The organism is Enterococcus sp. ZQ21, assembly GCF_030053755.1.
Classification (GTDB): Bacteria; Bacillota; Bacilli; order Lactobacillales; family Enterococcaceae; genus Enterococcus_B; species Enterococcus_B lactis.
Genome location: NZ_CP125658.1, coordinates 1,931,484 through 1,953,739 on the forward strand (window position 1 = coordinate 1,931,484; position 22,256 = coordinate 1,953,739).

Here is a 22,256-nt window from a genome sequence, read left to right on the forward strand (position 1 = left end):
TTTTAAAATATACTTATTAATAGATATATTCACTGCTTTCAATTCTACCATAAATTACTGGTTTTTAGAAAGTACATTCTTACTTTTTAAAGTTGTTTTATCAATTTTCATTTAAACTTGACGGAGTTGTACTTGGATTGTCTTCTATTTGACTTGTTTCACTTGAATTATTTGAATCAGATGAGCCGTTTATATCAGACGATTCAGGTGTATCTGCTGCTTGCATTTCTGCCTCTTCACTTGACCCATTTGTTTGATCCGCGTTTTCTTCACTTCCAGTTGTTTCTTCCGTTTGGTCCGATTCTGCCGTTTCTTGAGTACTGCTGTAAGGATATGAGTAGATGCCAACTTCCATGTCGATCACACCTTTTTCATCCATGTCTTTGGCTACTTGCGAATAATATTTCATTTGGTTCGCAAGATTATTGATATTTACAATGACTTGATTGCCATCATTCATGTTCAATTGGATCAGGTTTTTATTACTTGCTCTTGGTGTATACTTGATTTCAGAGATTGCTTTTTGCAATTCTGATGATAACTGATTGTATTGCTTTGTTAATTCTTTGATTTTTGCTGAATCTTTGAACTCTTCTAAGATAGGGAGATTTTTTGTAGGATTTGCTACTTTTTCATCTAATACTGTTCCATTTTCAATTACTGGATAGTATTGATTATCTTTTGCAATCAAAGCGATTTCTTTGTATTCTGTCACATCCAAATCGAACTCATTTATCCCTTTGAAGTGTATAGCTGCTTTTTCGATTCTCGGCTGTGCTTTTTTTAGCCGTTCGATATAAGTGGATCGATCGAAATACTGCCCCCAGACATTTTCTCCCAATGACAATTTGGTATCAGAGATGATTTCCTGACTGTTGACTACCTTATTACCTGACACTGCAACTGCTTGTAGCTTGCTATAAGGAGAAACATAATAGATCAAAAAAATCAGCGGTATGCCCAATACAGTAATAATCAATGCTAACCGACGAAACAGTACTTTATGCCTTTGACTTTTTAAATTAGGGAGACGATTCAAAAAAGAACCGTTATACGGGCCACCGTTTTTCTTTTGCTTGATCTCTTCAAAAAATTCGATTTTTTTCTCGGACTGGCTTTCTGACTGGCTTGTTTCTTGCTGTTCCTCTTGAACCGTTTTTTCTTCTTCAGAATCTGAAAGGGGTGTGTCTAATGGTGTGTCTTCTTTTTTTGGCTCTTGGTTTTTCATCCCTTGTTCTGCCAGATATTTTCGGTTAGCCTTTTGCCAAGGAGTCAAATTGTTTTCATCAGAAGACGGATGAGACAATTTTTTAGGTTCTTTTTTCTTACTCACTAAGACCACCGCCTTTATTTTTTGATTATTTGATTCACTACGTCATAAAGACGTTTTGAAGCATCAGGGATGCCTTGTTCTTTAGAAGCTCGGCACATTTGCTTTTGCAATTCTTCATCATCCATGATTTCGTTAATTGTCTGACTTAGTGATTCACCCGTTAGCTCATTATCCGCAATCATTTTTGCTGCTCCTGCATGAACAAGACTCATTGCATTTTTAGTCTGATGATCATTCGTAACATATGGACTGGGAACCAACACTGCCGGAAGCCCCAAAGCTGTAAATTCTGCGATCGAAGTTGCACCAGCACGTCCCACTAGCAGATTGCTCGAAGCCATGACTTCTGCCATGTTTTTGATGTAAGGCTGGACACTAATATTTTGTATTTCAGGATTTATTTTATTTAGGATTTCTTCATAATATCTTTCTCCTGAAGCATACAAGACTTGATAAGAGGAAGGAATATATTCACTTAAAAAAACCGATACCGCTTGATTGATTTTAAGTGCTCCTTGACTGCCGCCAAAAATCAAGACTGTTTTCTTTTCTGGATCCAACCCAAATGTTTTCAAAATATCTGATTTTTTAGTATCTGCTACTTCTTGTGCTCGAGGATTACCTACAAGGACTGATTTGTTTTCAGGAAAAAAAGGAGCCGCATCTTTGAATGAAAGAGCGATCCGATCCACATATCGGCTTAAAAATTTATTGGTAACACCTGGTACACTGTTTTGTTCATGGATAATAGTTGGAATTCCCATTTTTGATGCAGCATACACTACTGCTCCGGATACATATCCTCCAGTACCGATAACGATATCTGGTTGAAAATCACTGAGGATTTTTTTTGCTTGACGGATACTCTTAAGAAACAATCGGATTGTCTTGATATTATGCATGGAAATTTTTCGTTTAAAGCCTTGAATCTCCAAAGTATGGAAAGGCATTCCTGTATCAGGGACAATTTTATTTTCCAGACCACGTTTTGCTCCCACATACATGAATTCAGCATTCGGTTCTTGAGTCTTCACATAATTGACAAAGGCAAGAGCCGGATAAATATGTCCTCCCGTTCCTCCGCCTGTAACCAAAATTTTCATTTTTTATCGCTCGCTTCTACTTTTTCTATTTTAATTGATTCACAACTTCCATAAATCGGTTTCCTCTAGTTTCAAAATTAGGGTATTGATCCCAGCTGGCATTCGCTGGTGATAATAAAATCACATCACCATCTGTACTGTTTTCTAATGCTAAAGGAACTGCTTGTTCTACAGAATCGGCTGTTACTATCGTTTCGATGCCTGCTTTTTTTCCAGCATCGATCAATTTTTCTTTTGTTTGACCAAATACGATCATTGCTTTGATACCTTTTAGTGAAGGAACCAATTCATCAAATGTATTTCCTCTATCTAATCCGCCTGCCAATAACACGACCTTAGCCGTTTCAAATCCGCTTAGAGCCATTTTAGTCGCTAAAATATTGGTTGCTTTTGAATCATTATAAAATTTTCTGCCTTGGATTTCTCCTACATATTGCGTACGATGCGGCACGCCATGGAATAAATGCAACGTTTGTCGTATAGCTTCATTTGATATACCATACAATTTTGCTACAGTAATAGCAGCTAACGCATTTTCTACATTATGCGTACCTGGTACGCCAAGTTCAGAGATTTCCATTATTTTTTCTTTTTTATAATAAATTGCGTGATCGTCAGCATACACACCATCTTCCAACACTTCTTTTGTCGAAAAAGGCAGGACGCGTGCTTTTGTTCTTTGCGCTAATTCTTGTAGTTCTGACTGATTCCAGTTAAGAACCAGATAATCTTCAGCTGTCATATTTTTTTGAAGGTTCCATTTAGCTTTGACGTATTCTTTTCTTGTCCCATGATAATCAATATGTGCTTCATAAATATTGGTGATCACCGCTATATGAGGATGGAAATCTGTGATTCCCATGAGTTGAAAACTAGATAACTCCATCACGATTTTATCTTCTGGTTTCGCTTCTTCCGCGACACCACTTGCTGGATACCCAATATTTCCTGCTAGACGTGCAACTCCTTTGTCTACGCCTGCATTCAGTAGTAGTCCAGTCATCGTTGTTGTCGTGGTTTTTCCATTCGTTCCTGTAATCCCAATAATTGGGCATTCCGCTACTTCGTAAGCTAGCTCCACTTCCGTAATTACCGGAATACCCATTTCTTGGGCTTTTGCTACTAAAGGATGGCTGTAGGGAATCCCAGGATTTTTGACCATCAACGAAAATTCTTCATCTAGTAATTCGATTGGATGACTGCCTGTTATTACTTTTATCCCTAAAGAAAGCAATTCTTGTGCTTCCGGATTTTCATCAAAAGGTTTTCCGTCATTAACGGTGACAAGTGCGCCCAATTCATGTAATAATTTGGCCGCACTTACTCCGCTTTTTGCGAGTCCTAAGACAAGCACTTTTTTATTTTCATATGTTGATATTTTTTTCATTTCCTGTCATCTCCTACCAAACGATCCATAATGTGATCAATGAAGTCACAATGCTGATCAACCAAAAAACTGTATCAATCTTCCACTCCGACCATCCGCACATTTCAAAATGATGGTGGATTGGAGACATTTTAAAAATTCGTTTTCCCGTAAGTTTAAAGGATGTAACTTGAAGCATCACACTTGCAGTTTCCATAACATAAATCAAGCCAATCAAAAGCAATGTCCACTCTTGGTTCAGCATCATAGAAATAGCCGCTAAAAGTCCGCCCAAAGCTAATGAACCAACATCTCCCATAAAAATCTTGGCAGGTTTCCGGTTATAGACGAAGAATCCAAGTAAACCACCTAAGACACTGAGACAAATGATTAATACATCATACTGATGCTGATGCCAAGCAATCAGACCGTAAGCTGCAAAAGAGATGCTGCCTAAGCCAGCAACTAATCCATCGATACCATCCGTCAGATTGACCGCATTTGAAAATCCAACAAGCCAGAAGATAGCGAAAACCCCATAAATGATTCCTAAAGGCAGATCCAGCCCAAAGAAATTCAATACACCTGGATAGCCTTCAGAACGGTAAACAAGATAAAAGATGATTCCCCCTAGAACCTGTCCAATCAGTTTCTGTTTCGAGTTCAGCCCCATGTTTCTTTTCTTGAAGATCTTTATAAAATCATCAAGAAAACCAATTACTCCATATAATGCTAATACAAAAAGCAAGATGAAAAGAGTAGGAGTCAGCTGTTTTTGCCAAGCTCCAACCCAAATCCCTGTCAAAATAGAGCCGATCAGAAACACTAAGCCGCCCATTGTAGGAGTTCCGGCTTTGATATTGTGCCACTTTGGTCCCTCCTCGCGAATCGCCTGACCTTGCTTTTTCATTTGAAAGTAACCAATAAATAGCGGCATTGCGGCAATCGTCATTGCACAACTGCTGACAATGGGAATCAATGCTTGTGTCCATTCCATGCTCTTTTCTCTCCTATTTCTCTTCTTATTCTTCTAAAGTAAAATTAAGTTTTTCTTTTGTGATTTTTTCATATGGAGCAAGTTCTTGTTTGACACAATAACCATCCCCATCAAAACTAACTTCGATACCAAGGATTTTCCCTAGCTTCATGATATCTGCTTTTGACCATCCAGTTACATCAGGCATCAGCTTGTCGCCGCCAGTATATAGAATCAGTTTTTCTCCAGAGATCAACTGATCACCGTTGGCAGTAGATTGTTTGTGTACTTTTTTCCCGTTACCGATAACGACAGGTTGCAGTCCGCTTTTTTGAGCATCCGCTGCTGCAACATCTGCTTCTAGATTACGATAATCGGCTACGGATACTTTTTCTGTTTTGGTTTCTGTATCCGTATCTTCTTCAGTTTCTTTAAAATCCATTGCCCGTTTCATCAATGGATTTGCGATTTTAGCCAAAGCCATTCGATCATATGTCTTAGGGTGTTTCATTGTTAGATACAAGACATAGTCTGGATCTTCAGAAGGAACCATCTCCACAATCGAATACAGGTAGGCTGTATCTCCTGTTTGGTATCCCCCTGTATCAGAAGCGATTTGGGCTGTTCCGGTTTTTGCCGATACATTGTATCCAGGTACACTATATACGCCATAAGCACTACCGTAGTTTTCGCTTTCGACAACATCTCTCATATATTCACGGACTTTTTCTGTTGTTTCTTTTGAAAAAGGTTGTCCTAGAACTTCTGTTTGAGTTGTTCGCTCTTCTCCAGTTTGAGGATCCACTACTTTGCTGATATATCGAGGTTGAATCATTGTACCGTTATTCGCAATAGAAGTGAAAGCTTTCATCATTTGGAAATTCGTCACACCTACCGCTTGTCCATAAGCACTCATTGCTCGGTCGACAATATTTGATGTAGGCAAAGCACCATTTACTTCGTCATCTAATCCAGAATGGGTACTTTGTCCAAATCCTAGTTTTTGTAAATAATTGTACCATCGTCCGCCTAATCGCTGTTCCAGTATGACCATCCCGACGTTACTTGACCATGAAAGAGCTTGACGCATGGTCAGCACACCTTTTTCACCAAAGTCATGGTCATTGATCGTCGCATCTTCTACTTGGATTTTTCCAGATTGGAAGGTTTCATTCTCGTTGAATTCTCCTTCTTCGATAGCGGCTGCAGTAGTGAAAACCTTCATGGTTGATCCTGGCTCATAACTATCTTGTACCAAGAAATTACGCCAGATAGCATCTTCTCCAGTCAAACCTTCCATTGTTTCGGGATTGAAAGTAGGACGCTGCCCCATCGCCAAAATCTCTCCAGTTTTTGCTTTCATCAAGACTGCTGTCAATTCTTCCGGTTGATATTCTTCATTTACTTGATCCATCAGTGTTTCCAAATAACTTTGTAGTCTACTGTCCAAAGTCGTGTAGATATCTTGTCCATCAACAGCTTTTTCTTCTTCTGCTACTGTACCTGGCAGAGGAGTTTGAAAATTATCTTTTTGATAAATAATCTTACCATCTTTACCGCTCAAAATATCATTGTAAGCAGACTCCAAACCTAGTTTACCAACTAAGCCATTCTCATCTTTGTCTGGAACTGCATATCCGATAAAATGAGAAGAAAAGACGCCATTTGGATACATCCGAGCCTGATGGTCGACAAAGTAAAGACCAGCGACACCTTCTTTTTTCATATCTGCTTCGATGTTTTGCTTGGTTTCTTGGGAGATATTTTTCCCATAGCTACCAAATTCAACTTGATACAGCTCTTTTTTTGCGCCGTCTTCTAAAATATTCAGTGCATCTTTTTTGTCTATAGAAAGATTCTTATGCAGGATTTCTGCTATTTTATCAAAATTCTTTTCTTCGACATACAGCTTTTTATCCCCAGAAGTATATGTTTTTGAGAGTATCGCTTTAATTGAATAAGAGGAGGCATCTTCTGCGAGCGCCACACCGTTACGATCATAAATCGTTCCTCTTTTTGCTTTTACTACTTCACTTCCTTGGTACAACTGTTTTGTTTTTTCAGCTAATGAGGTACCAGCAACATGACCTCCAATAACGATATACGAGAAACGGACGGCAAATAAAAAGAACAATCCAATACTCGTAGCAAATAAAATGATACCTACTTTTTTGCGATTGTTCATCGGATTTAGATTTTTCTTTTCCATAAACCGCCGAATTTTATTTTTAAGACTCATTTACTTCACTTTCCTTAAATTGTCGTCATTAATAGACAATCCTTTTTCTTCTGCGATTTGTTTAATCCGTTCAGTACGAGAAAGTTCATTTTTTTCTTGTTCTAAACTCGTTTTTTCTTGCTTTTTATCCTTGATTTCTGTTTGTATTGATGTGATTTCTTTTTCAGCTCCGCTGATATTTGTACGCAACATGACTGTTAAAACACACAAAGCAACAATAGCAATCGCCACGCTTGCCACAGCAATTTTTTCCAAAGCAGAAATCTGCTTCAATCGTTTTGCTGGTGATTGTGGAAGAATGATTTCTTGATTCGAAGAAGAATCTGGCATTTGTTGTTCTGGCTGATCCACCAATTCAGGTAAATCATATTCGTACTCTTGCATTTTCTTTAATTCTGCCATCATTCTACTCCTCTTTCATTCTTATTTTTTCTGCAATACGTAACTTTGCACTGCGTGATCGATTGTTTTCTGCTAACTCTTCCTCTGAAGGAAGGATTGGTTTACGAGTAATGACTTTCAGTTCCGGTTGAAATTCGTCAGGTATGACAGGAAGTCCCGGTGGTAAATCTTGAACCGTACTATATTCTTTAAACATACTTTTGACAATTCTGTCTTCTAATGAGTGGAATGTGATCACACTGATTCTTCCATTGACTTTCAATAACCGGATTGCCTGTTCTAAAGAGGCCTCTTCGGCACCAAGTTCGTCATTTACTGCAATCCGCACAGCTTGAAAAATTCTTTTTGCAGGATGCCCGCCTTTTCTTCTTGCGGGAGCTGGGATGACTTGTTTAATGATTTCGACAAGCTCACCAGTTGTTTGGATTGGTTTTGTTTTTCGTACTCGTTCGATTTCACGAGCAATTTGTTTGGAAAATTTCTCCTCGCCATAGCGGAAGAAAATCTTTACTAATTCATGGTAGGAATATTCATTAATTACGTGATAAGCGGTTAAAGGAGCTGACTGATCCATACGCATATCCAAGGGTGCATCTTGATGATAACTAAATCCACGTTCTGCTTCATCTAGTTGAGGAGAGGAAACCCCTAAGTCATACAAAATACCATCTACCTTATCTACATACTCACTCAAGCGTTCTTCTAATTCTCTGAAATTCGCTTTGATAAATGTGACCATCCCTTGTTCGACATAAGAAGCTAAACGCAGCTTGGCGTGATCGATTGCTTTTTGATCTTGGTCAAACGCATACAGGTGCCCTTTAGAACTTAGTTGGCTCAATAAATATTCACTATGTCCGGCACCGCCGAGTGTACAGTCTACATAAACGCCATCCGGTTTGATGTTCAATCCATCTACCGTTTCTTTCAACATGACTGTATAGTGTTGAAATGTTTCAGTCATTAGTCAGCCTCTTCCTATTCTTATAGTCCGAAATCAATCATATTTTCAGCAATTTCGTCAAAATTCTCTTCTGCTTCTGCAGAAAAATCTTCCCATCGTGTCTCATCCCAAATTTCAATTCGGTTAGATACGCCGATGATTACGCACCCTTTTGTCAAAGCTGCATAATTTCTTAACGTGCTTGGTATATTGATCCGTCCTTGTTTATCAAGTTCGCATTCAGTGGCAGCCGAATAGAAGAATCGCACAAATGTACGTGCGTCTTTTTTAGCCAACGGCATTTCGTTCAGCTTAGCTTCCAGATTTTCCCATTCGCTCATCGGATAGCCGAAAAGACAACCATCCAATCCGCGTGTCAGAACAAACTTTTCGCCAAGTTCTTCACGAAGTTTTGAGGGAACGATTAAACGTCCTTTTGCATCAATATTATGTTGGAATTCACCCATCAACATTGAAAGCCCCCCATTCCTCCACTAACTAAAATTAGTCTACCACAATCCCCCACTTTCTACCACCTTTTCTAGGAAATCCGGGAACAACTTTTTTTATTCATAAACATTTTTTTAAGAATCAAGCTGCAAAAAGCCTTTTAAAAGACTTTTTACAGCTTTTCTGCTTTTTTCATAGGTAAGAAAGTATATTCACAATGATCAAGACCGCGTACAAGACGATCGTCAGCAGAAATACCAAACGCCAAGTCATCTTGAAATAACGCGGATAAATGATTTCTTCATAATAATATGCTTGAAAAACAGCAATACAGATGCCCATTAGTAAAACAGAAATAAAGAAAAACGGCAGGATAGAAATTGTCGCTGTGTTTCTAGACAACGCATGCATACCGCCCCACAAAAAAGGAATCGCCAAATCAGGGGCTTTTATTTTAAAACGACGATTTAACGAAAATAATTTTACAAGAAATTGGCAACCAAACAAAACGATTACCGGGTAAATATACCAAAACAAGATAAGTGGTGTGAATGTGCCCATGAACGTAAACTCCTTTTTTATCGTTGCTTCAAGTATACTGTATATACTTTACACAACTGTTTCATTTTATTTAAATTTATGCAGTTATATTCTATATCTTACAAACACATTCCATGTATTCCAATCCCCTATCCGTTATAATAAAAGAAACAGGCAACAGGAGGAAAATCATGATCAAATATTTTACATTAGATAATGAGAAACTGCGTAATACCGGAAAGGAAACTGACCAAACGATCTGGTATTGTGTAGAACGTCCCAATCAAGAAGAGATTCATCAGCTGACACATCAATTTGAAATTCCGTCAGATTACATCACTTCCATATTGGACGATGCAGAAAATTCCCGTACAGAAGAATTCAATCAATCAAAGTTGACAAAACCAGCGTTATTATTGTTACAATATCCGTTTGCTAAAACAAGTCCTAGCGGTTATTTTCAAGTGGATACATACCCGCTCTCTATCATTTTGACGCCCAAAAAGAAGCTTATCACAATTACGAATCATGAACCACTATTTTTAAAGAAAGTCTTTAGTCAAACCTTTCCAAAAAGCGATGTTTCACCCAATCTCAATATCTTCTTTCAATTCATCTGGCAGGTTACACTGTCTTATAACAGTTATTTAGCTACGCTTCAATCTCAATGCGATACTTTGGAAGCCAAACTTCAAGTATCAACTGAAAACAAACAACTTTATCAAATCATGGATATCCAAAAAAGCCTTGTTTATTTCAGAGAAGCGACTTCTGCTAATTTAGATGCATTGAAAGAATTAGCGCAAAATAAACTTTTCCAAGAAAATCATGCGTTGAAAAACCATCTGCGTGATGTATTGGTAGAAACAGAGCAAGCAATGACTACTTCTCGCATTCAATTAAAACTAGTAGAACAAATGAATCAGACTTTTTCAGCAATTGTATCGAATAATTTGAATAATATTATGAAAATTTTAACTTCTTTAACGATTATATTAACTATACCAACAATCATCGGAAGTATCTATGGGATGAACATCAAGCTACCCATTGCTGAAAGAGATGATGCGTTTATCTGGCTAGTCCTATTAACATTATTTATTTGTATCGTAACTACCTATTATTTAAAAAAAGGGAAGTTTTTATAAAAAAGACCTCTTGTAGAAAAGACAAAAAGATTGTACACTTGGATTAACTAATTAATTACGAGGTTGAAAACAATGCGTGAAAAAAAACAAACAAGTACTTTTGCTAAAGTAACAAAATTTGTCATTTGGACGATGCTGATTTTAACGATTGGGTCTGTTGTATTGACTGCTGTCATGAGTGTCATGTAAAAAATAAAATATAGCTATCAGCTGCTAAAAAGGACCTGAACCACTACGAGGTGGATCAGGTCCTTCTTGCGAGTTGCAATAGTTCTTTTGCATGTTCGAGTGTCAGTTTTGTAATCTCACTTCCAGCTAGCATGCGTGCAATTTCTTCTTCTCTTTCTTTTGTTTTCAATTCTGAAACAGAAGTTTGCGTACGACCATCAATCACTGCTTTCACGATATAATATTGATAGTCGGCGACTGCGGCGACTTGCGGTAGATGAGTGATGCACAAAACTTGAGAGTATTTCGATATTTGAGAAATTTTATCCGCGATGGCTTGTGCAACTCTTCCACTTACACCTGTATCCACTTCATCAAAGATAATACTTGTCACACCTTGCTCAGAAGAAAAAATCGTTTTCAAAGCCAGTAACATCCGAGATAATTCGCCACCAGAAGCGACTTTCACTAAAGGCTTCAGCGGCTCTCCTGGATTGGTCGTAATGTAGAATTCGATTTGGTCAAACCCATCATGATTCAATTGTCTGTTTTCTTCTTTTAAGAAACGTACTTCAAACTCAGTGTTTTCCATATACAGACTTTTTAATTCATGCAGAATGGATTTTTCCAATTCTTTTGCGATTTTTTTACGCGCTTCATGAAGATCTGCGGCTTGTTGCTGAAGTAGAAGCTCTTTTTGCTCTAGTTCCTCTTTCATTTTGTCCAATTGACCTTCTGAAAAATCAGAAGAAGCTAGCTCTTCGGTGATTTCGTCATAGTAAGCCAATATCGACTCAATGGATTCGCCATATTTGCGTTTCAACTGTCGGATTAATTCTAGACGTTGAGTCACTTCTTCTAAACGGTTCTCATCTAACTCCAACAAATCGATTTGACGACTCATGTCTCCGATTGCATCTTGTAACAAATAGTAAGCACTTTGGATATTTTCATAAATTGCTTCATACTCCATATCTAGATGTGCGATCCCTTGCAATTCTGCAACGGCCAAGCCAACGCCATCTACACTGTTTTGTTCATTATTCGTCAGTGCTCCGTAGCCTGCAGCTAATCCATCAGCAATTTTTTGATAATTGCTAAGTTTTTCTCTTTCTTCTTTTAATTTCTCTTCTTCTCCGACTTGCAAATCAGCAACAGCTATTTCTTCTTGCTGGAAATGGAGCATATCTATTCTCTGAACATAGGATTTTTCATTTTGCTGCACTTTTCGTACCCTTTTTTCCAGCTCACGATAAGAGGTATATTCTTGCTGATAACTCTTTTTCTTCTGTTGGAAAGCTGCATCTCCAAAACGATCCAATAAAGCAAGATGTGATTCAGGCTGGAGCAGTTCCTGATGTTCGTTTTGCCCTTGGATATCCACTAAATAACTGCCGATTTTCCTTAGATTAGCTAGCGTGATGATGTGACCATTCACTCGGCAAACATTTTTTCCAGTCAACGACATATCTCGTCGAACGATCAGATTGTCTTCATCCGTTTCGATACCTAATTCAACCATCAATTCAGAGAATCCTTCTTGTTTCGGAAGTTCAAACAATCCTTCAAGAATGCATTTTTCTGCGCCTTGACGTATATAATCGCTTGAACCTCTTCCTCCTGCTAACAAACCTAAAGCATCGATAATGATGGATTTACCCGCACCAGTCTCTCCGGTCAGCGCGGTCATTCCTTCGTGAAAAGAAAGCCGCAATTCCGGAATAATCGCAAAGTTAGTAATACTGATTTCTTGTAGCATCACATTCGCTCCTCAACTTAAAGGTAATGCAGGAAGTCTTTCTTTAGTAAAACTGCCTGGTCTTCAGTTCGTGTAATCATCAAAACATTATCGTCATCATTGATAATCGAAAATAATTCTTTCTTGTAGCGCTTATCGATCAAATTCGCTGCTGCCGAAGCATTCCCCGGCAAAGTTTTCAAAGTAACAAATTTTTCCATTTGGTCAACTGCTACGAAAGCGTCTTTTAACAGTTTTTCCAATTTAGTATTTACATCTTCATTTGTTTCAGCTGGTATACTATAACGGTAGCCGCCATCTGAGGCCGGTACCTTAATCAGTTTTAGTTCCTTTATATCTCTGGAAATCGTAGCTTGAGTAACAGATATTCCTTTGCTTTTCAGGATTTCAACAAATTCTTCCTGCTTTCGGATATCTTGCTCACTCAACAATCGAGTAATCAAACGATGCCGATCTTTTTTTCTCATTACGTCTTCGCTCCTTAGCTTATTCTTCTTAACCAATGATAGCTTATTTCCTTGGTATAATAAAGAAGAATCCGCATACTTCTCACTTGATTTTCACAGTTACAATTTATTTATGGTCAAACTGTTCGTGTGCGTTTGAAACCACTTCTGCCATATTAATAGCTGGATTGATCGTGCCGCTTTCAGGTACCTTCCTCAAGTGAGCCAAGAACTCGATATTTCCTTCTCCCCCCGTGATTGGAGAATAACTTACTTCCAGCACATCATATCCACCTTGTGCCGCAAATGACAAAATGTCTTCTAAAATTTTTTGATGGGTCTGTGCGTCACGAACAATTCCGTTTTTCCCTACAGCTTCTCTGCCTGCTTCGAATTGGGGTTTGATTAAGGCAATCACTTCTCCCTCTTCTTTTAAAATAGCATGTAATGGAGGCAGCATCAGTTTTAGTGAAATAAAAGAAACATCGATGACAGCAACTTCTGGAATCCCTAAGGTAAAGTCTTCGGGTTTTGCATAACGAAAATTCACTCTTTCCATTACGACGACTCTAGGATCTTGTCTGATTTTCCAAGCTAGCTGATTGTAACCGACATCTAAAGCATAGCTCATTTTAGCGCCATTTTGCAAAGCTGCATCAGTAAATCCGCCAGTGGAAGCACCGATATCTAACAATGTTTTTCCTTCAACAGATAGATCAAATGCTTTGAGCGCTTTTTCTAATTTTAATCCACCCCGAGAAACATAAGGAAGTTTTTTACCTTTGACTCTTAATTCACTACTTACTGGAATTTTTTCTCCCGGTTTATCAAACCGCTCGTTTTTTTCGTTGTAAATCAAACCAGCCATAACTGAACGTTTGGCTTGTTCTCTTGTTTCAAATAATCCTTGTTTGACCGCTAATACATCTACGCGTTCTTTTTCCATTCTTTCCCTCATTTCTCCACATCAAATTGCTTGATCAGCTGGCGCATCAGCCTGCCATCAAAAGAAAAAACGTCCTCTTCTAATTTGTCTATGATCTTATTAGCGGATAACAACTCAATCTCCAACGCCTCATGTGTCTTTTCTAGTCCTAATAAACGCGGGTAAGTGTTTTTTTCCATACGTTCATCTTTGCCAGCTGTTTTCCCTAACGTTTTCGTTGTACCAATCACATCAAGTAGATCATCTCTTATCTGGAAAGCCAAACCTAAATGTTCGGCTAATCGTTGAAGTAGCAATAAGATTTCTTCAGGTTGCTTCGCTAATATACCTCCAGCTAGCAAGGCATAACGAATCAAACGTCCTGTCTTTCTTTCATGAATAAATGCTAATTCCTCTAATGAAAGCTTTTTTGATTCTCCTTCGATATCTGCAGCTTGTCCAGCCACCATACCTTGTGCCCCCGCACAAACAGCTAATTGCTGAAGCAACAGAAGCTTAGGAGAATGACCCAAGTGTGCCATACTGATCAGCTGGAATGCGCCTGTCAGTAAACCATCTCCAGCCAATATAGCTAACGCTTCGCCGAATACTTTGTGATTGGTAGGTTTTCCCCTTCGAAGATCATCATTGTCCATCGCAGGCAAATCATCGTGGATCAAGGAATACGTATGCACCATTTCTAAAGCAGCTGCTACTTGATAGACGGGAACATCGATAGGCTCATCAAAGGAAGCAACGGCCGCTAAAAGTAATAAGGGACGGATTCTTTTTCCACCTGCTTTCACTGAATAAGTCATCGCATCACAGAGCGCTCTATCCGTCGTATGTTCATCTAAAAAAGACAAGATTTCTTTTTCTACAGCAGGTAGATGAATAGCTGAAAAGTCAGTTAATCTCATCTCAGCTTTCCTCGTTTCCGTCAAAATCAACTTCTTCATTTGATTCTGTCATCATTTTCGTCAAAGTTTCTTCTGCTTTAGCTAAGGTATCTTGGCAATGTTTGCTTAATTCCATTCCTCGTTTAAACGAATCTAGAGCTGATTCTAATGGAACGTCTCCTTGTTCTAGCTGCATGACGATTTTTTCTAATTCTTGCAGTGACTCTTCAAAAGTTGGATTTTCCATATTCTTATTCTCCTTTATCTATCTCTTGTACTTGTCCTTTAACGATTCCATCTTGATAATGGATTGTCAGCAAATCCCCTTGATGAATCTCGGAGACACTTTTTACTACTTGATCATTTAACGTCGTATAGCTGTAGCCTCTTCCCATGATTTTCAATGGACTCAACAAATCAAGAGATTGAACAGCTTGAGCAAAACGCTGCTGCTGTTGTTTCATATATTGTTGGATTTTCTCTTCTAAACGTTTTTCTAGATAAGCAGTTTCTTGGCGGGCTGCTTTGACTCGATAAAGCGGAGCCACTTGTTCCAATTGGTGGCTTAACGCGATCGTTTGCTTTTCTTTTGCATGATAAATCTGCTGTGTAGCTTGATATAATCGCTGTTTCAATTGATCTAATTTGATGGTCTGACCTTCATACAATCTTTCAGGCTGCCGAAAGACATAGGAACGTCGAGCACGCTCGAACCGTTCTTGTTTGCGCTGGATCTGGCGTACAAACGCCTGCTGCAATCTAGCTTGCCGTTCTTGAATGCGCATCAACTCTTCTGACAAAACAGGAACAGCTAATTCTGCAGCTGCTGTTGGAGTAGCAGCCCGAACATCTGCTACTAAATCAGCGATCGTGGTATCTGTTTCATGTCCCACAGATGAGATCACCGGCGTATTGGCTTGATAAATCGCTCGGGCAACCCGTTCTTCATTAAACGGCCACAAATCCTCAATCGATCCGCCCCCACGACCAATGATCATTGTATCAAAATCGCCCATCTCTTCTACTCGTCGGATATTTTTGACAACATTGTCCGCTGCTTGATTCCCTTGTACAACGGTTGGGAACAAAACCAATTGGACAATTGGATACCTTCTTTTCACCGTCGTGATGATATCGCGTATAACCGCTCCGCTTGGACTGGTAAGAATCGCGATTCGCTTTGGGAAACGCGGCAACATTTTTTTAGGACCTTGAAAAAGGCCTTCCTTCATCAGCTTTTCTTTTCGTTCTTCCAATTCTTGATATAAAGCACCTATTCCATCAGGCTCCATGTGCTCTACATAGATTTGATACGAACCTCCCGCTTCATAGAGTGAAATACGCCCAACAACAAGGACTTTCATTCCTTCTTTTGGATGGAATCGTAATTTTTGGAATGCACCTTTGAACATAATAGCAGATATTTTTGCATGATCATCTTTTAAGCTGAAATATTGATGGGCATTGGCGCGTAAACGGAAATTCGATATTTCACCGGTTAAATATACCCGTTCTAAATAAGGATCGGCATCAAATTTACGTTTCAAATACCTCGTTAATGTAGTGACAGTTAAATATTCTTGTGCCATTTATTCACCTGCTCCAAAAGCTTCGGCAGATTTTACGGTTTGATACATCAGCATTGTGATAGTCATTGGCCCTACACCCTTTGGCACAGGAGTGATCCAGCCTGCAATAGGCTCCACTTCATCAAATTTCACATCACCGATCAGCTTACCGTTAGCATCACGGTTCATCCCTACATCGATCACTACAGCACCTGGTTTTACGAATTCTTTTGTGACAAAATGTCCACGTCCTATTGCTACGACTAAGATATCTGCTTCTTGTGCCAGTTCAGCCAGATTTTCGGTTTTAGAATGAGCAACAGTAACAGTTGCATCTGCCATCAAGAGCAGCTGAGCCATCGGTTTGCCGACGATATTGCTTCGTCCGATAACTACTGCTCGTTTACCCGCCGGATCGATAGAATAAGCTTCAAACATTTTCATGATGCCGTATGGCGTACAAGGAATCTTGTCCGGTTTACCCGCAAGGAGTCTGCCTAAATTCATTGGATGAAAACCGTCTACGTCTTTTTCAGGACGGATAGCTAACAGGATCTTTTCTTCATCTATATGCTTTGGCAATGGTAATTGGACCAATATACCATGAAATCTAGGATCTTGATTGTATTTTTCGATTTCTGCAAGTAGTTCGTTTTCAGAAATCGTCTCAGGATAACGCTCTACTGATGAATGGATTCCGATTTCTTTTGCTACGCGTTCTTTATTTCTTACATAGATTTGACTGGCTGGATTTTCCCCTACCAATAAAACAACTAATCCGGGATGGATACCATTATCTTTCAATTTTTGGATTTTTTCAGCAATGTCTGCCTGCATTTTTTCAGCTAATTCTTTTCCGTTAATCAATTCTGCCATCTAACCACTCCCAGATATTTTTTGTGTTTTCATTCTACCATAGAATTTTCCCGATTTATAACAGGTTTATGATGATTCACAGAAAAAAGCTAGGACTTACGCCCCAGCTTCTAATTCTTTTAATACATTGGATAAAACACCGTTGACGAATTTACGCGAACGGTCATCACTAAATGTTTTTGCCAACTCAATTGCTTCATTTAAAGCAACAGCCGCTGGTACATCTGTCACATAAGTCATTTCAAAAATCGCGATACGCAAGATCACCAAATCCATTTTTGAGATCCGATTGATATGCCAATTGTTTTTCAAATGTTTTTCGATCACTTTATCCAATTCATCTTTTTTTGCACAGACACCGCCAACTAGCGTATCAAGATAAACAGGAACAAACTCTGATTCATCTTCATTGATCATGTCGCGGTGGTCTAATTCGATTGCGTTGAAAATCGCATCTTCTTTTGTTAGGTCTGCATTGAAGTCTAACGGAAATAAAGCCTGCAATGCCATCTCCCGAATCTCGTGTCTTGATAATTCTTTATTCATTCTCTTCCTCTTCGTCTTCAAAAAGTTCTTCGATTGTTGGTTGTTCTAATTTTTCAGGAACAACAGCTACTACATGGATATTGACTTCAGCTAGATCGATATCTGTCATGAAAAGGACTTGCTGGCTAACCCGTTCTTGCATTTCCATTGCAACTTTAGGAACTGAAACACCATATTCCAGGTAGCAGTAAAGATCTACTTTCAAGCCATCTTCCTCATTTGCCAAGTAAACACCTTTTCCGTGAGCTGCTCGTCCTAATAATTCAGTGACATTGCTGGCAAAAGTTCCGCGCATTCCGTATACGCCTTCTACTTTAGAAGCAGCAATCCCGATGATTACTTCGATGACTTCAGGAGCAATCACAATCTCTCCCAAATCTTGGTTTGCGTTTAAAATCAAATTTTTTTCATCTGCCATTTATTTATTCCTCCCTTTGCCTAAGCACGAGATACATCCGAATTCTCTATGATGCGGCTATAATGATCATTTGGTAAAAAAACTGCCGCCGATCAGCTGCAAATTGCTATGAATTGGAGAAAATATCCAACTTTATTATCTCTTACAGCTTAAAAGTTCTTCTATAGTGTATCATTAAATCAAGCGATTTTCTATAACAAAGTCTGTGAACACTGATTTTTACGCTTACTTCTTTTATGGACGAGACTATAAGATGATCAATTCTTTTGGTGAACGAGTCAATACACGATTGCCATCTTCTGTGATCAGCAAATCGTCCTCAATACGTACCCCACCGATTCCTGGTAAGTAGATCCCTGGCTCGTCAGTAATTACATTTCCTGGTACAAATTGTTTTTCCGCACGAGAAGAAACATTCGGTCCTTCGTGGATCTCCAGACCGATCCCATGTCCTGTAGAATGTCCAAATGCTTCACCGTAACCATGTTTTGAAATATAATCTCTAGCAACTGCGTCTAATTGTACACCAGTCATTCCTGGTTTCGCAGCATCAATAACCGCTAATTGCGCATCTAGAACTACTTGATATATTTCTTTTAATTTTTCTCCAGGATCACCAATAGCGAATGTACGTGTCATATCAGAAACATATCCTTCGTAATAGCAGCCAAAATCCAACGTGATCAAGTCACCTTGTTCGATGAGTTTCTTGCTTGCTACACCATGCGGCATAGCCGAACGCAATCCGCTAGCAACGATCGTATCAAAAGAAACACCTGAAGCGCCAAGAGAACGCATATAAAAGTCTAGTTGATTTGCGACTTCAATCTCAGTCATGCCCGGTTGGATCATTTTCAGGATGTGATCATAAGCCATATCCGCAATATTACATGCTTTTTCGATAATGGCGATTTCTTCTTCATCTTTCACTTCTCTAAGTTCTTCAATCATCTGTGAAACAGGTACTAATTCCGCATCGATGATTTCTTCTAAAACCGAATATTCTAAAAATGAGACTGTTGTTTCCTCAAAAGCTAATGAGTGCAGTTCTTCTTTGCGTACTAAGTTTGCTACCTCATCAAAAATAGGTCCGACATTTTTAATAATTTCAAATCCTTGAGCCTGCGCTGCCGCCTGCTCGGTATAACGAAAATCAGTAATAAAAAATGCATTTTCCAAAGTAATAACAGCTAATCCTGTCGTACCTGTAAAGTTCGTTAAGTAACGAAGATTGTACGGACTGGTAACCAAAAATGAATCCAAATTTTCTTCTTGCATTTTTTTGCGCAATTTTTCTACACGTAGCATCATAATGAAACTCCCTCTTTCTTTGCACGCTTTTTTCTATTATAGCAAACTTTTCTTCGTACACGACAGTTAAATAAAAATTTCCGGAAAACTTCTTTTTCTTTTAAAGAAAGAAAGCCAAAAAGGAGTCACAGTCTCGCTGCAACTCCTTTTAGTTTACTATTTTGTAAAAAACTTATGACCGTTTTCCAAAGAAAAACGAGACAACTGCTACCAAAATCACTGCACCTAAAATAGATGGAATAAGTGCCATACCTGCAGCTTTTGGTCCCCATTCGCCGAAAATCGCTTGTCCAATACTTGAACCAACTAATCCAGCAATGATATTCGTGATACAGCCCATCGAATTTCCTTTGCTGGTGATTGCACCTGCAATCGCTCCGATCACAGCTCCAACAATCAATGTCCATAACCAACTCATAATATAACCTCCTTCTTTGCTAATCAATTTTAGCATAAGGGATTTAAAGGGGACAAATAATTGGTTTGGTCAACTTTTATTTTTTACTTGGGTTTGAAAATCCCTTTGATCCCTCGTTTGATAACATCGACTAAGCTTAATGATTTAACCATATGACTAGGTTCTACATATTCACGTATCGCTTTTAACACCATTTTGGGCTTTTTAGAAGAAAAAGAATAAGTCCCATTTCTTTTTGTTTGGATAGCAAAACGAGGAATCCATTTTCCTTTGAACATAACGGAAGCAATCACATAGTCGACTTCTTCCCATGGAATCTGAACAAATTTTCGGGCATCTCTTTCATTGTAAAATTCAAAACCTTTATCGCCAATCATGATTTTTCCATACTCAGCAATTCCCAGATAGGAAGTAGCATTAATCGTTAAATCGACTTTCGTATTGATTGATTGTACCATTTATTCTACTCCATTCTTTAAATTAACTAGTGAATCAATTATAGATGTTTTTACCTATTTAAGCAAAGAATCTTCTAATGTACTGATAAAAAAACTGTGCCAATAGGAATTGGCACAGTTTTCCAAAGTAACCGTTTTTTCAGAAACAAGTAGTTTCAACCATTACTTAACTTACATATATTTTCAAGATTACATTAACCCAATCAAGTGGAAGACAATACCAACCACAAATAATCCAAGGATAATGACAATAGGTGATACTTTTTTCTTAAGTAACCACATACAGAATAATGTTAAACATAGAGCAGCTAGACCAGGAATCAAACTATTCAAGTTATCTTGTAAAGTAGTTACTTTTTCAGATGACAGTGACAAACCAGCAGCTTGTTGTTCCAATGCAGTTTTAATTCCTTCTGCACCAGAAGGCAAGTTATTCCAGTCGATATAGGCACCTTTATCAAGTTTGACTGTTGAAACAACAGGAGTAAAGTTAATTGATACCCAGCGATTAACTAGCGATCCAAGAATAAACATCCCTAGAATCGAAGCACCTTTTGTGATATCTTGCAATAATCCACCAGATAAATCTTCTGTAATTTTAGAACCAGCTTTATAACCAAATTCTTGTGTATACCACATAAATGCCATACGGATGATGTTCCAACCTAGGAAGTAAATGATAGGTCCTAAGATGTTCCCGCTCATCGCTAGAGAAGCAGCCAACGCTCCAAGGATAGGTTTTACTGTAAACCAGAATACTGGGTCACCGATACCAGCTAAAGGCCCCATCATACCAACCTTAACCCCTTGAATTGTTACGTCATCAACAGGTGCACCATTTGCCCGTTCTTCTTCAAGTGCTAGAGTAACCCCAATAATTGGAGATGCTACATATGGATGTGTATTGAAGAACTCTAAGTGACGTTCCAATGCAGCCGCACGATCTTCTTTTGTTTTATATAATTTTTTAATTGCTGGAATCATAGAGAATGCCCAGCCACCATTTTGCATACGTTCGTAGTTCCAAGATCCTTGAAGGAAAGTCGAACGCCACCAAACAGAAACACGATCTTTTTTAGATAATTGAATTCTTTCTTCTGCCATTTTCGTGTACGCCTCCCTTAATAGTTATCGATTATATCGCCCAGTGGGTCACCAGTATTTGAGCTTCCACCATTATTACCAGAACCGCCACCTTGTTTAGAAAGTGCCAAGTAGATAAGAGCTAAAGCTACACCGATTGCCCCTAGTCCGATAAGTGTAATTTCGGAAACAGTTGCTAAAACAAAACCAATTGCAAAGAATGGCCATACTTCTTTAGTTGCCATCATGTTAATAACCATTGCATAACCTACAGCAACAACCATACCTCCACCAATAGCAAGACCGTCTGTTAACCAGACTGGCATAGATTCTAGCAAGCCTTTCACTGGACCTTCGCCGATAGCTAAGATCAATCCAGCAGGAATAGCAATACGAATACCTTGCATGCAGATAGCAATAATGTGCCATAATTCAACTTTTCTAAAGTTACCTTCTTTTGCAGCAGCATCCATTAAATGAACGAATGCAGTTGCGATTGTACGGCAGATGATTGTTAATAATAAACCAGCAACAGCAAGAGGTACAGCAATAGCGATAGCTGAAGAAACCCCAGCTCTTCCTTGTCCACCTAATACTAAAATAATTGCAGATGCAACAGATGCTAAAGCAGCATCAGGAGCCACAGCAGCGCCGATGTTTGCCCAACCAAGAGCGATCATTTGTAATGTACCACCTAAGATAAGACAAGGGATTAGGTTCCCAGTAACTAAGCCAATTAACGTACATGCGATTACTGGTTGATGGAAATGAAATTCATCAAGAATTCCTTCCATACCAGCTAAAAATGCAACGATAATGACTAATATCACTTGAATAAAGTTTAATTCCATGATGTTAATCCTCCATTTTTTCTGATAGTT

General features: G+C 38.6%; 25 protein-coding genes. 2 read left to right on the forward strand and 23 right to left on the reverse strand.

Annotated features, from left to right (window positions below; translation table 11 throughout):
• Positions 1 to 100: 100 nt before the first annotated feature.
• The 9 genes from QK255_RS09365 to QK255_RS09405 all read right to left on the reverse strand — a co-directional run bounded on the left by QK255_RS09365 (position 101) and on the right by QK255_RS09405 (position 9,373).
• The gene (locus tag QK255_RS09365; protein WP_283341535.1) at positions 101 to 1,333 is read right to left on the reverse strand and encodes a cell division protein FtsQ/DivIB; all 1,233 of its coding nucleotides are present in this window, start codon (positions 1,331 to 1,333) and stop codon (positions 101 to 103) included.
• Positions 1,334 to 1,347: 14 nt separating this feature from the next.
• A complete protein-coding gene (murG, locus tag QK255_RS09370) occupies positions 1,348 to 2,436 on the reverse strand; it encodes an undecaprenyldiphospho-muramoylpentapeptide beta-N-acetylglucosaminyltransferase (RefSeq protein ID WP_002291857.1) in 1,089 nt (362 codons plus the stop codon).
• 25 nt (positions 2,437 to 2,461) lie between these two features.
• Positions 2,462 to 3,823, reverse strand: coding sequence for a UDP-N-acetylmuramoyl-L-alanine--D-glutamate ligase (murD, locus tag QK255_RS09375; protein ID WP_002291860.1), 1,362 nt, complete (start codon positions 3,821 to 3,823; stop codon positions 2,462 to 2,464).
• A 13-nt stretch (positions 3,824 to 3,836) separates the two neighbouring features.
• Positions 3,837 to 4,799 carry a phospho-N-acetylmuramoyl-pentapeptide-transferase gene (mraY, locus tag QK255_RS09380; RefSeq protein WP_002291862.1) on the reverse strand — a complete coding sequence of 321 codons (963 nt, stop codon included), beginning with the start codon at positions 4,797 to 4,799 and terminating at the stop codon, positions 3,837 to 3,839.
• Positions 4,800 to 4,824: 25 nt separating this feature from the next.
• The gene (locus QK255_RS09385) at positions 4,825 to 7,017 is read right to left on the reverse strand and encodes a penicillin-binding transpeptidase domain-containing protein (RefSeq protein ID WP_002291864.1); all 2,193 of its coding nucleotides are present in this window, start codon (positions 7,015 to 7,017) and stop codon (positions 4,825 to 4,827) included.
• Entirely contained in the window at positions 7,018 to 7,419 is a 402-nt protein-coding gene (gene ftsL, locus QK255_RS09390; RefSeq protein ID WP_002291866.1) for a cell division protein FtsL, read from the reverse strand.
• Positions 7,420 to 7,423: 4 nt separating this feature from the next.
• Positions 7,424 to 8,383, reverse strand: coding sequence for a 16S rRNA (cytosine(1402)-N(4))-methyltransferase RsmH (gene rsmH, locus QK255_RS09395; protein WP_002291868.1), 960 nt, complete (start codon positions 8,381 to 8,383; stop codon positions 7,424 to 7,426).
• Between the two features lie 20 nt (positions 8,384 to 8,403).
• On the reverse strand, positions 8,404 to 8,835 hold the full coding sequence (gene mraZ / locus QK255_RS09400) for a division/cell wall cluster transcriptional repressor MraZ (RefSeq protein ID WP_002291870.1): 432 nt from the start codon (positions 8,833 to 8,835) through the stop codon (positions 8,404 to 8,406).
• 169 nt (positions 8,836 to 9,004) lie between these two features.
• The gene (locus QK255_RS09405; protein WP_002291871.1) at positions 9,005 to 9,373 is read right to left on the reverse strand and encodes a DUF3397 domain-containing protein; all 369 of its coding nucleotides are present in this window, start codon (positions 9,371 to 9,373) and stop codon (positions 9,005 to 9,007) included.
• 170 nt (positions 9,374 to 9,543) lie between these two features.
• Here QK255_RS09405 and QK255_RS09410 point away from each other — a divergent pair, with 170 nt between their 5' ends.
• Positions 9,544 to 10,500, forward strand: a complete 957-nt coding sequence (locus QK255_RS09410) for a magnesium transporter CorA family protein (protein ID WP_002291874.1) — start codon at positions 9,544 to 9,546, stop codon at positions 10,498 to 10,500.
• 72 nt (positions 10,501 to 10,572) lie between these two features.
• A complete protein-coding gene (locus QK255_RS09415; protein ID WP_002291876.1) occupies positions 10,573 to 10,689 on the forward strand; it encodes a DUF4044 domain-containing protein in 117 nt (38 codons plus the stop codon).
• Positions 10,690 to 10,744: 55 nt separating this feature from the next.
• On the opposite strand, the gene recN is transcribed toward QK255_RS09415, so the two are convergent.
• The 14 genes from recN to QK255_RS09485 all read right to left on the reverse strand — a co-directional run bounded on the left by recN (position 10,745) and on the right by QK255_RS09485 (position 22,226).
• Entirely contained in the window at positions 10,745 to 12,427 is a 1,683-nt protein-coding gene (gene recN, locus QK255_RS09420) for a DNA repair protein RecN (protein ID WP_002291877.1), read from the reverse strand.
• A gap of 17 nt (positions 12,428 to 12,444) precedes the next feature.
• Positions 12,445 to 12,894 (reverse strand): arginine repressor, encoded by a 450-nt coding sequence (locus QK255_RS09425; protein ID WP_002291879.1) that lies wholly within the window; start codon positions 12,892 to 12,894, stop codon positions 12,445 to 12,447.
• Positions 12,895 to 13,000: 106 nt separating this feature from the next.
• Positions 13,001 to 13,819 (reverse strand): TlyA family RNA methyltransferase, encoded by an 819-nt coding sequence (locus QK255_RS09430; protein WP_002291881.1) that lies wholly within the window; start codon positions 13,817 to 13,819, stop codon positions 13,001 to 13,003.
• A gap of 8 nt (positions 13,820 to 13,827) precedes the next feature.
• Positions 13,828 to 14,718 carry a polyprenyl synthetase family protein gene (locus QK255_RS09435; protein WP_002291883.1) on the reverse strand — a complete coding sequence of 297 codons (891 nt, stop codon included), beginning with the start codon at positions 14,716 to 14,718 and terminating at the stop codon, positions 13,828 to 13,830.
• 1 nt (position 14,719) lies between these two features.
• On the reverse strand, positions 14,720 to 14,944 hold the full coding sequence (locus QK255_RS09440) for an exodeoxyribonuclease VII small subunit (protein WP_002286657.1): 225 nt from the start codon (positions 14,942 to 14,944) through the stop codon (positions 14,720 to 14,722).
• A gap of 4 nt (positions 14,945 to 14,948) precedes the next feature.
• Positions 14,949 to 16,286 (reverse strand): exodeoxyribonuclease VII large subunit, encoded by a 1,338-nt coding sequence (gene xseA, locus QK255_RS09445; RefSeq protein ID WP_002291885.1) that lies wholly within the window; start codon positions 16,284 to 16,286, stop codon positions 14,949 to 14,951.
• The gene (locus QK255_RS09450; RefSeq protein ID WP_002291887.1) at positions 16,287 to 17,141 is read right to left on the reverse strand and encodes a bifunctional methylenetetrahydrofolate dehydrogenase/methenyltetrahydrofolate cyclohydrolase; all 855 of its coding nucleotides are present in this window, start codon (positions 17,139 to 17,141) and stop codon (positions 16,287 to 16,289) included.
• 96 nt (positions 17,142 to 17,237) lie between these two features.
• Positions 17,238 to 17,687, reverse strand: a complete 450-nt coding sequence (gene nusB / locus QK255_RS09455; RefSeq protein ID WP_002286662.1) for a transcription antitermination factor NusB — start codon at positions 17,685 to 17,687, stop codon at positions 17,238 to 17,240.
• Positions 17,680 to 18,105 (reverse strand): Asp23/Gls24 family envelope stress response protein, encoded by a 426-nt coding sequence (locus tag QK255_RS09460; protein ID WP_002291889.1) that lies wholly within the window; start codon positions 18,103 to 18,105, stop codon positions 17,680 to 17,682. The genes nusB and QK255_RS09460 overlap by 8 nt, the downstream gene beginning before the upstream one ends.
• A 246-nt stretch (positions 18,106 to 18,351) precedes the next feature.
• Positions 18,352 to 19,416: a M24 family metallopeptidase gene (locus tag QK255_RS09465; protein WP_002291890.1), complete on the reverse strand. Its 1,065-nt coding sequence runs from the start codon at positions 19,414 to 19,416 to the stop codon at positions 18,352 to 18,354.
• Positions 19,417 to 19,588: 172 nt separating this feature from the next.
• Complete coding sequence (locus tag QK255_RS09470; protein WP_002291892.1) at positions 19,589 to 19,834, reverse strand: GlsB/YeaQ/YmgE family stress response membrane protein; 246 nt, start codon at positions 19,832 to 19,834, stop codon at positions 19,589 to 19,591.
• 83 nt (positions 19,835 to 19,917) lie between these two features.
• The gene (locus QK255_RS09475; protein ID WP_002291894.1) at positions 19,918 to 20,292 is read right to left on the reverse strand and encodes a DUF956 family protein; all 375 of its coding nucleotides are present in this window, start codon (positions 20,290 to 20,292) and stop codon (positions 19,918 to 19,920) included.
• A 189-nt stretch (positions 20,293 to 20,481) separates the two neighbouring features.
• The gene (locus tag QK255_RS09480) at positions 20,482 to 21,396 is read right to left on the reverse strand and encodes a PTS system mannose/fructose/sorbose family transporter subunit IID (RefSeq protein ID WP_002291896.1); all 915 of its coding nucleotides are present in this window, start codon (positions 21,394 to 21,396) and stop codon (positions 20,482 to 20,484) included.
• A 17-nt stretch (positions 21,397 to 21,413) separates the two neighbouring features.
• Complete coding sequence (locus tag QK255_RS09485; RefSeq protein ID WP_002291898.1) at positions 21,414 to 22,226, reverse strand: PTS mannose/fructose/sorbose transporter subunit IIC; 813 nt, start codon at positions 22,224 to 22,226, stop codon at positions 21,414 to 21,416.
• Positions 22,227 to 22,256: the final 30 nt, after the last annotated feature.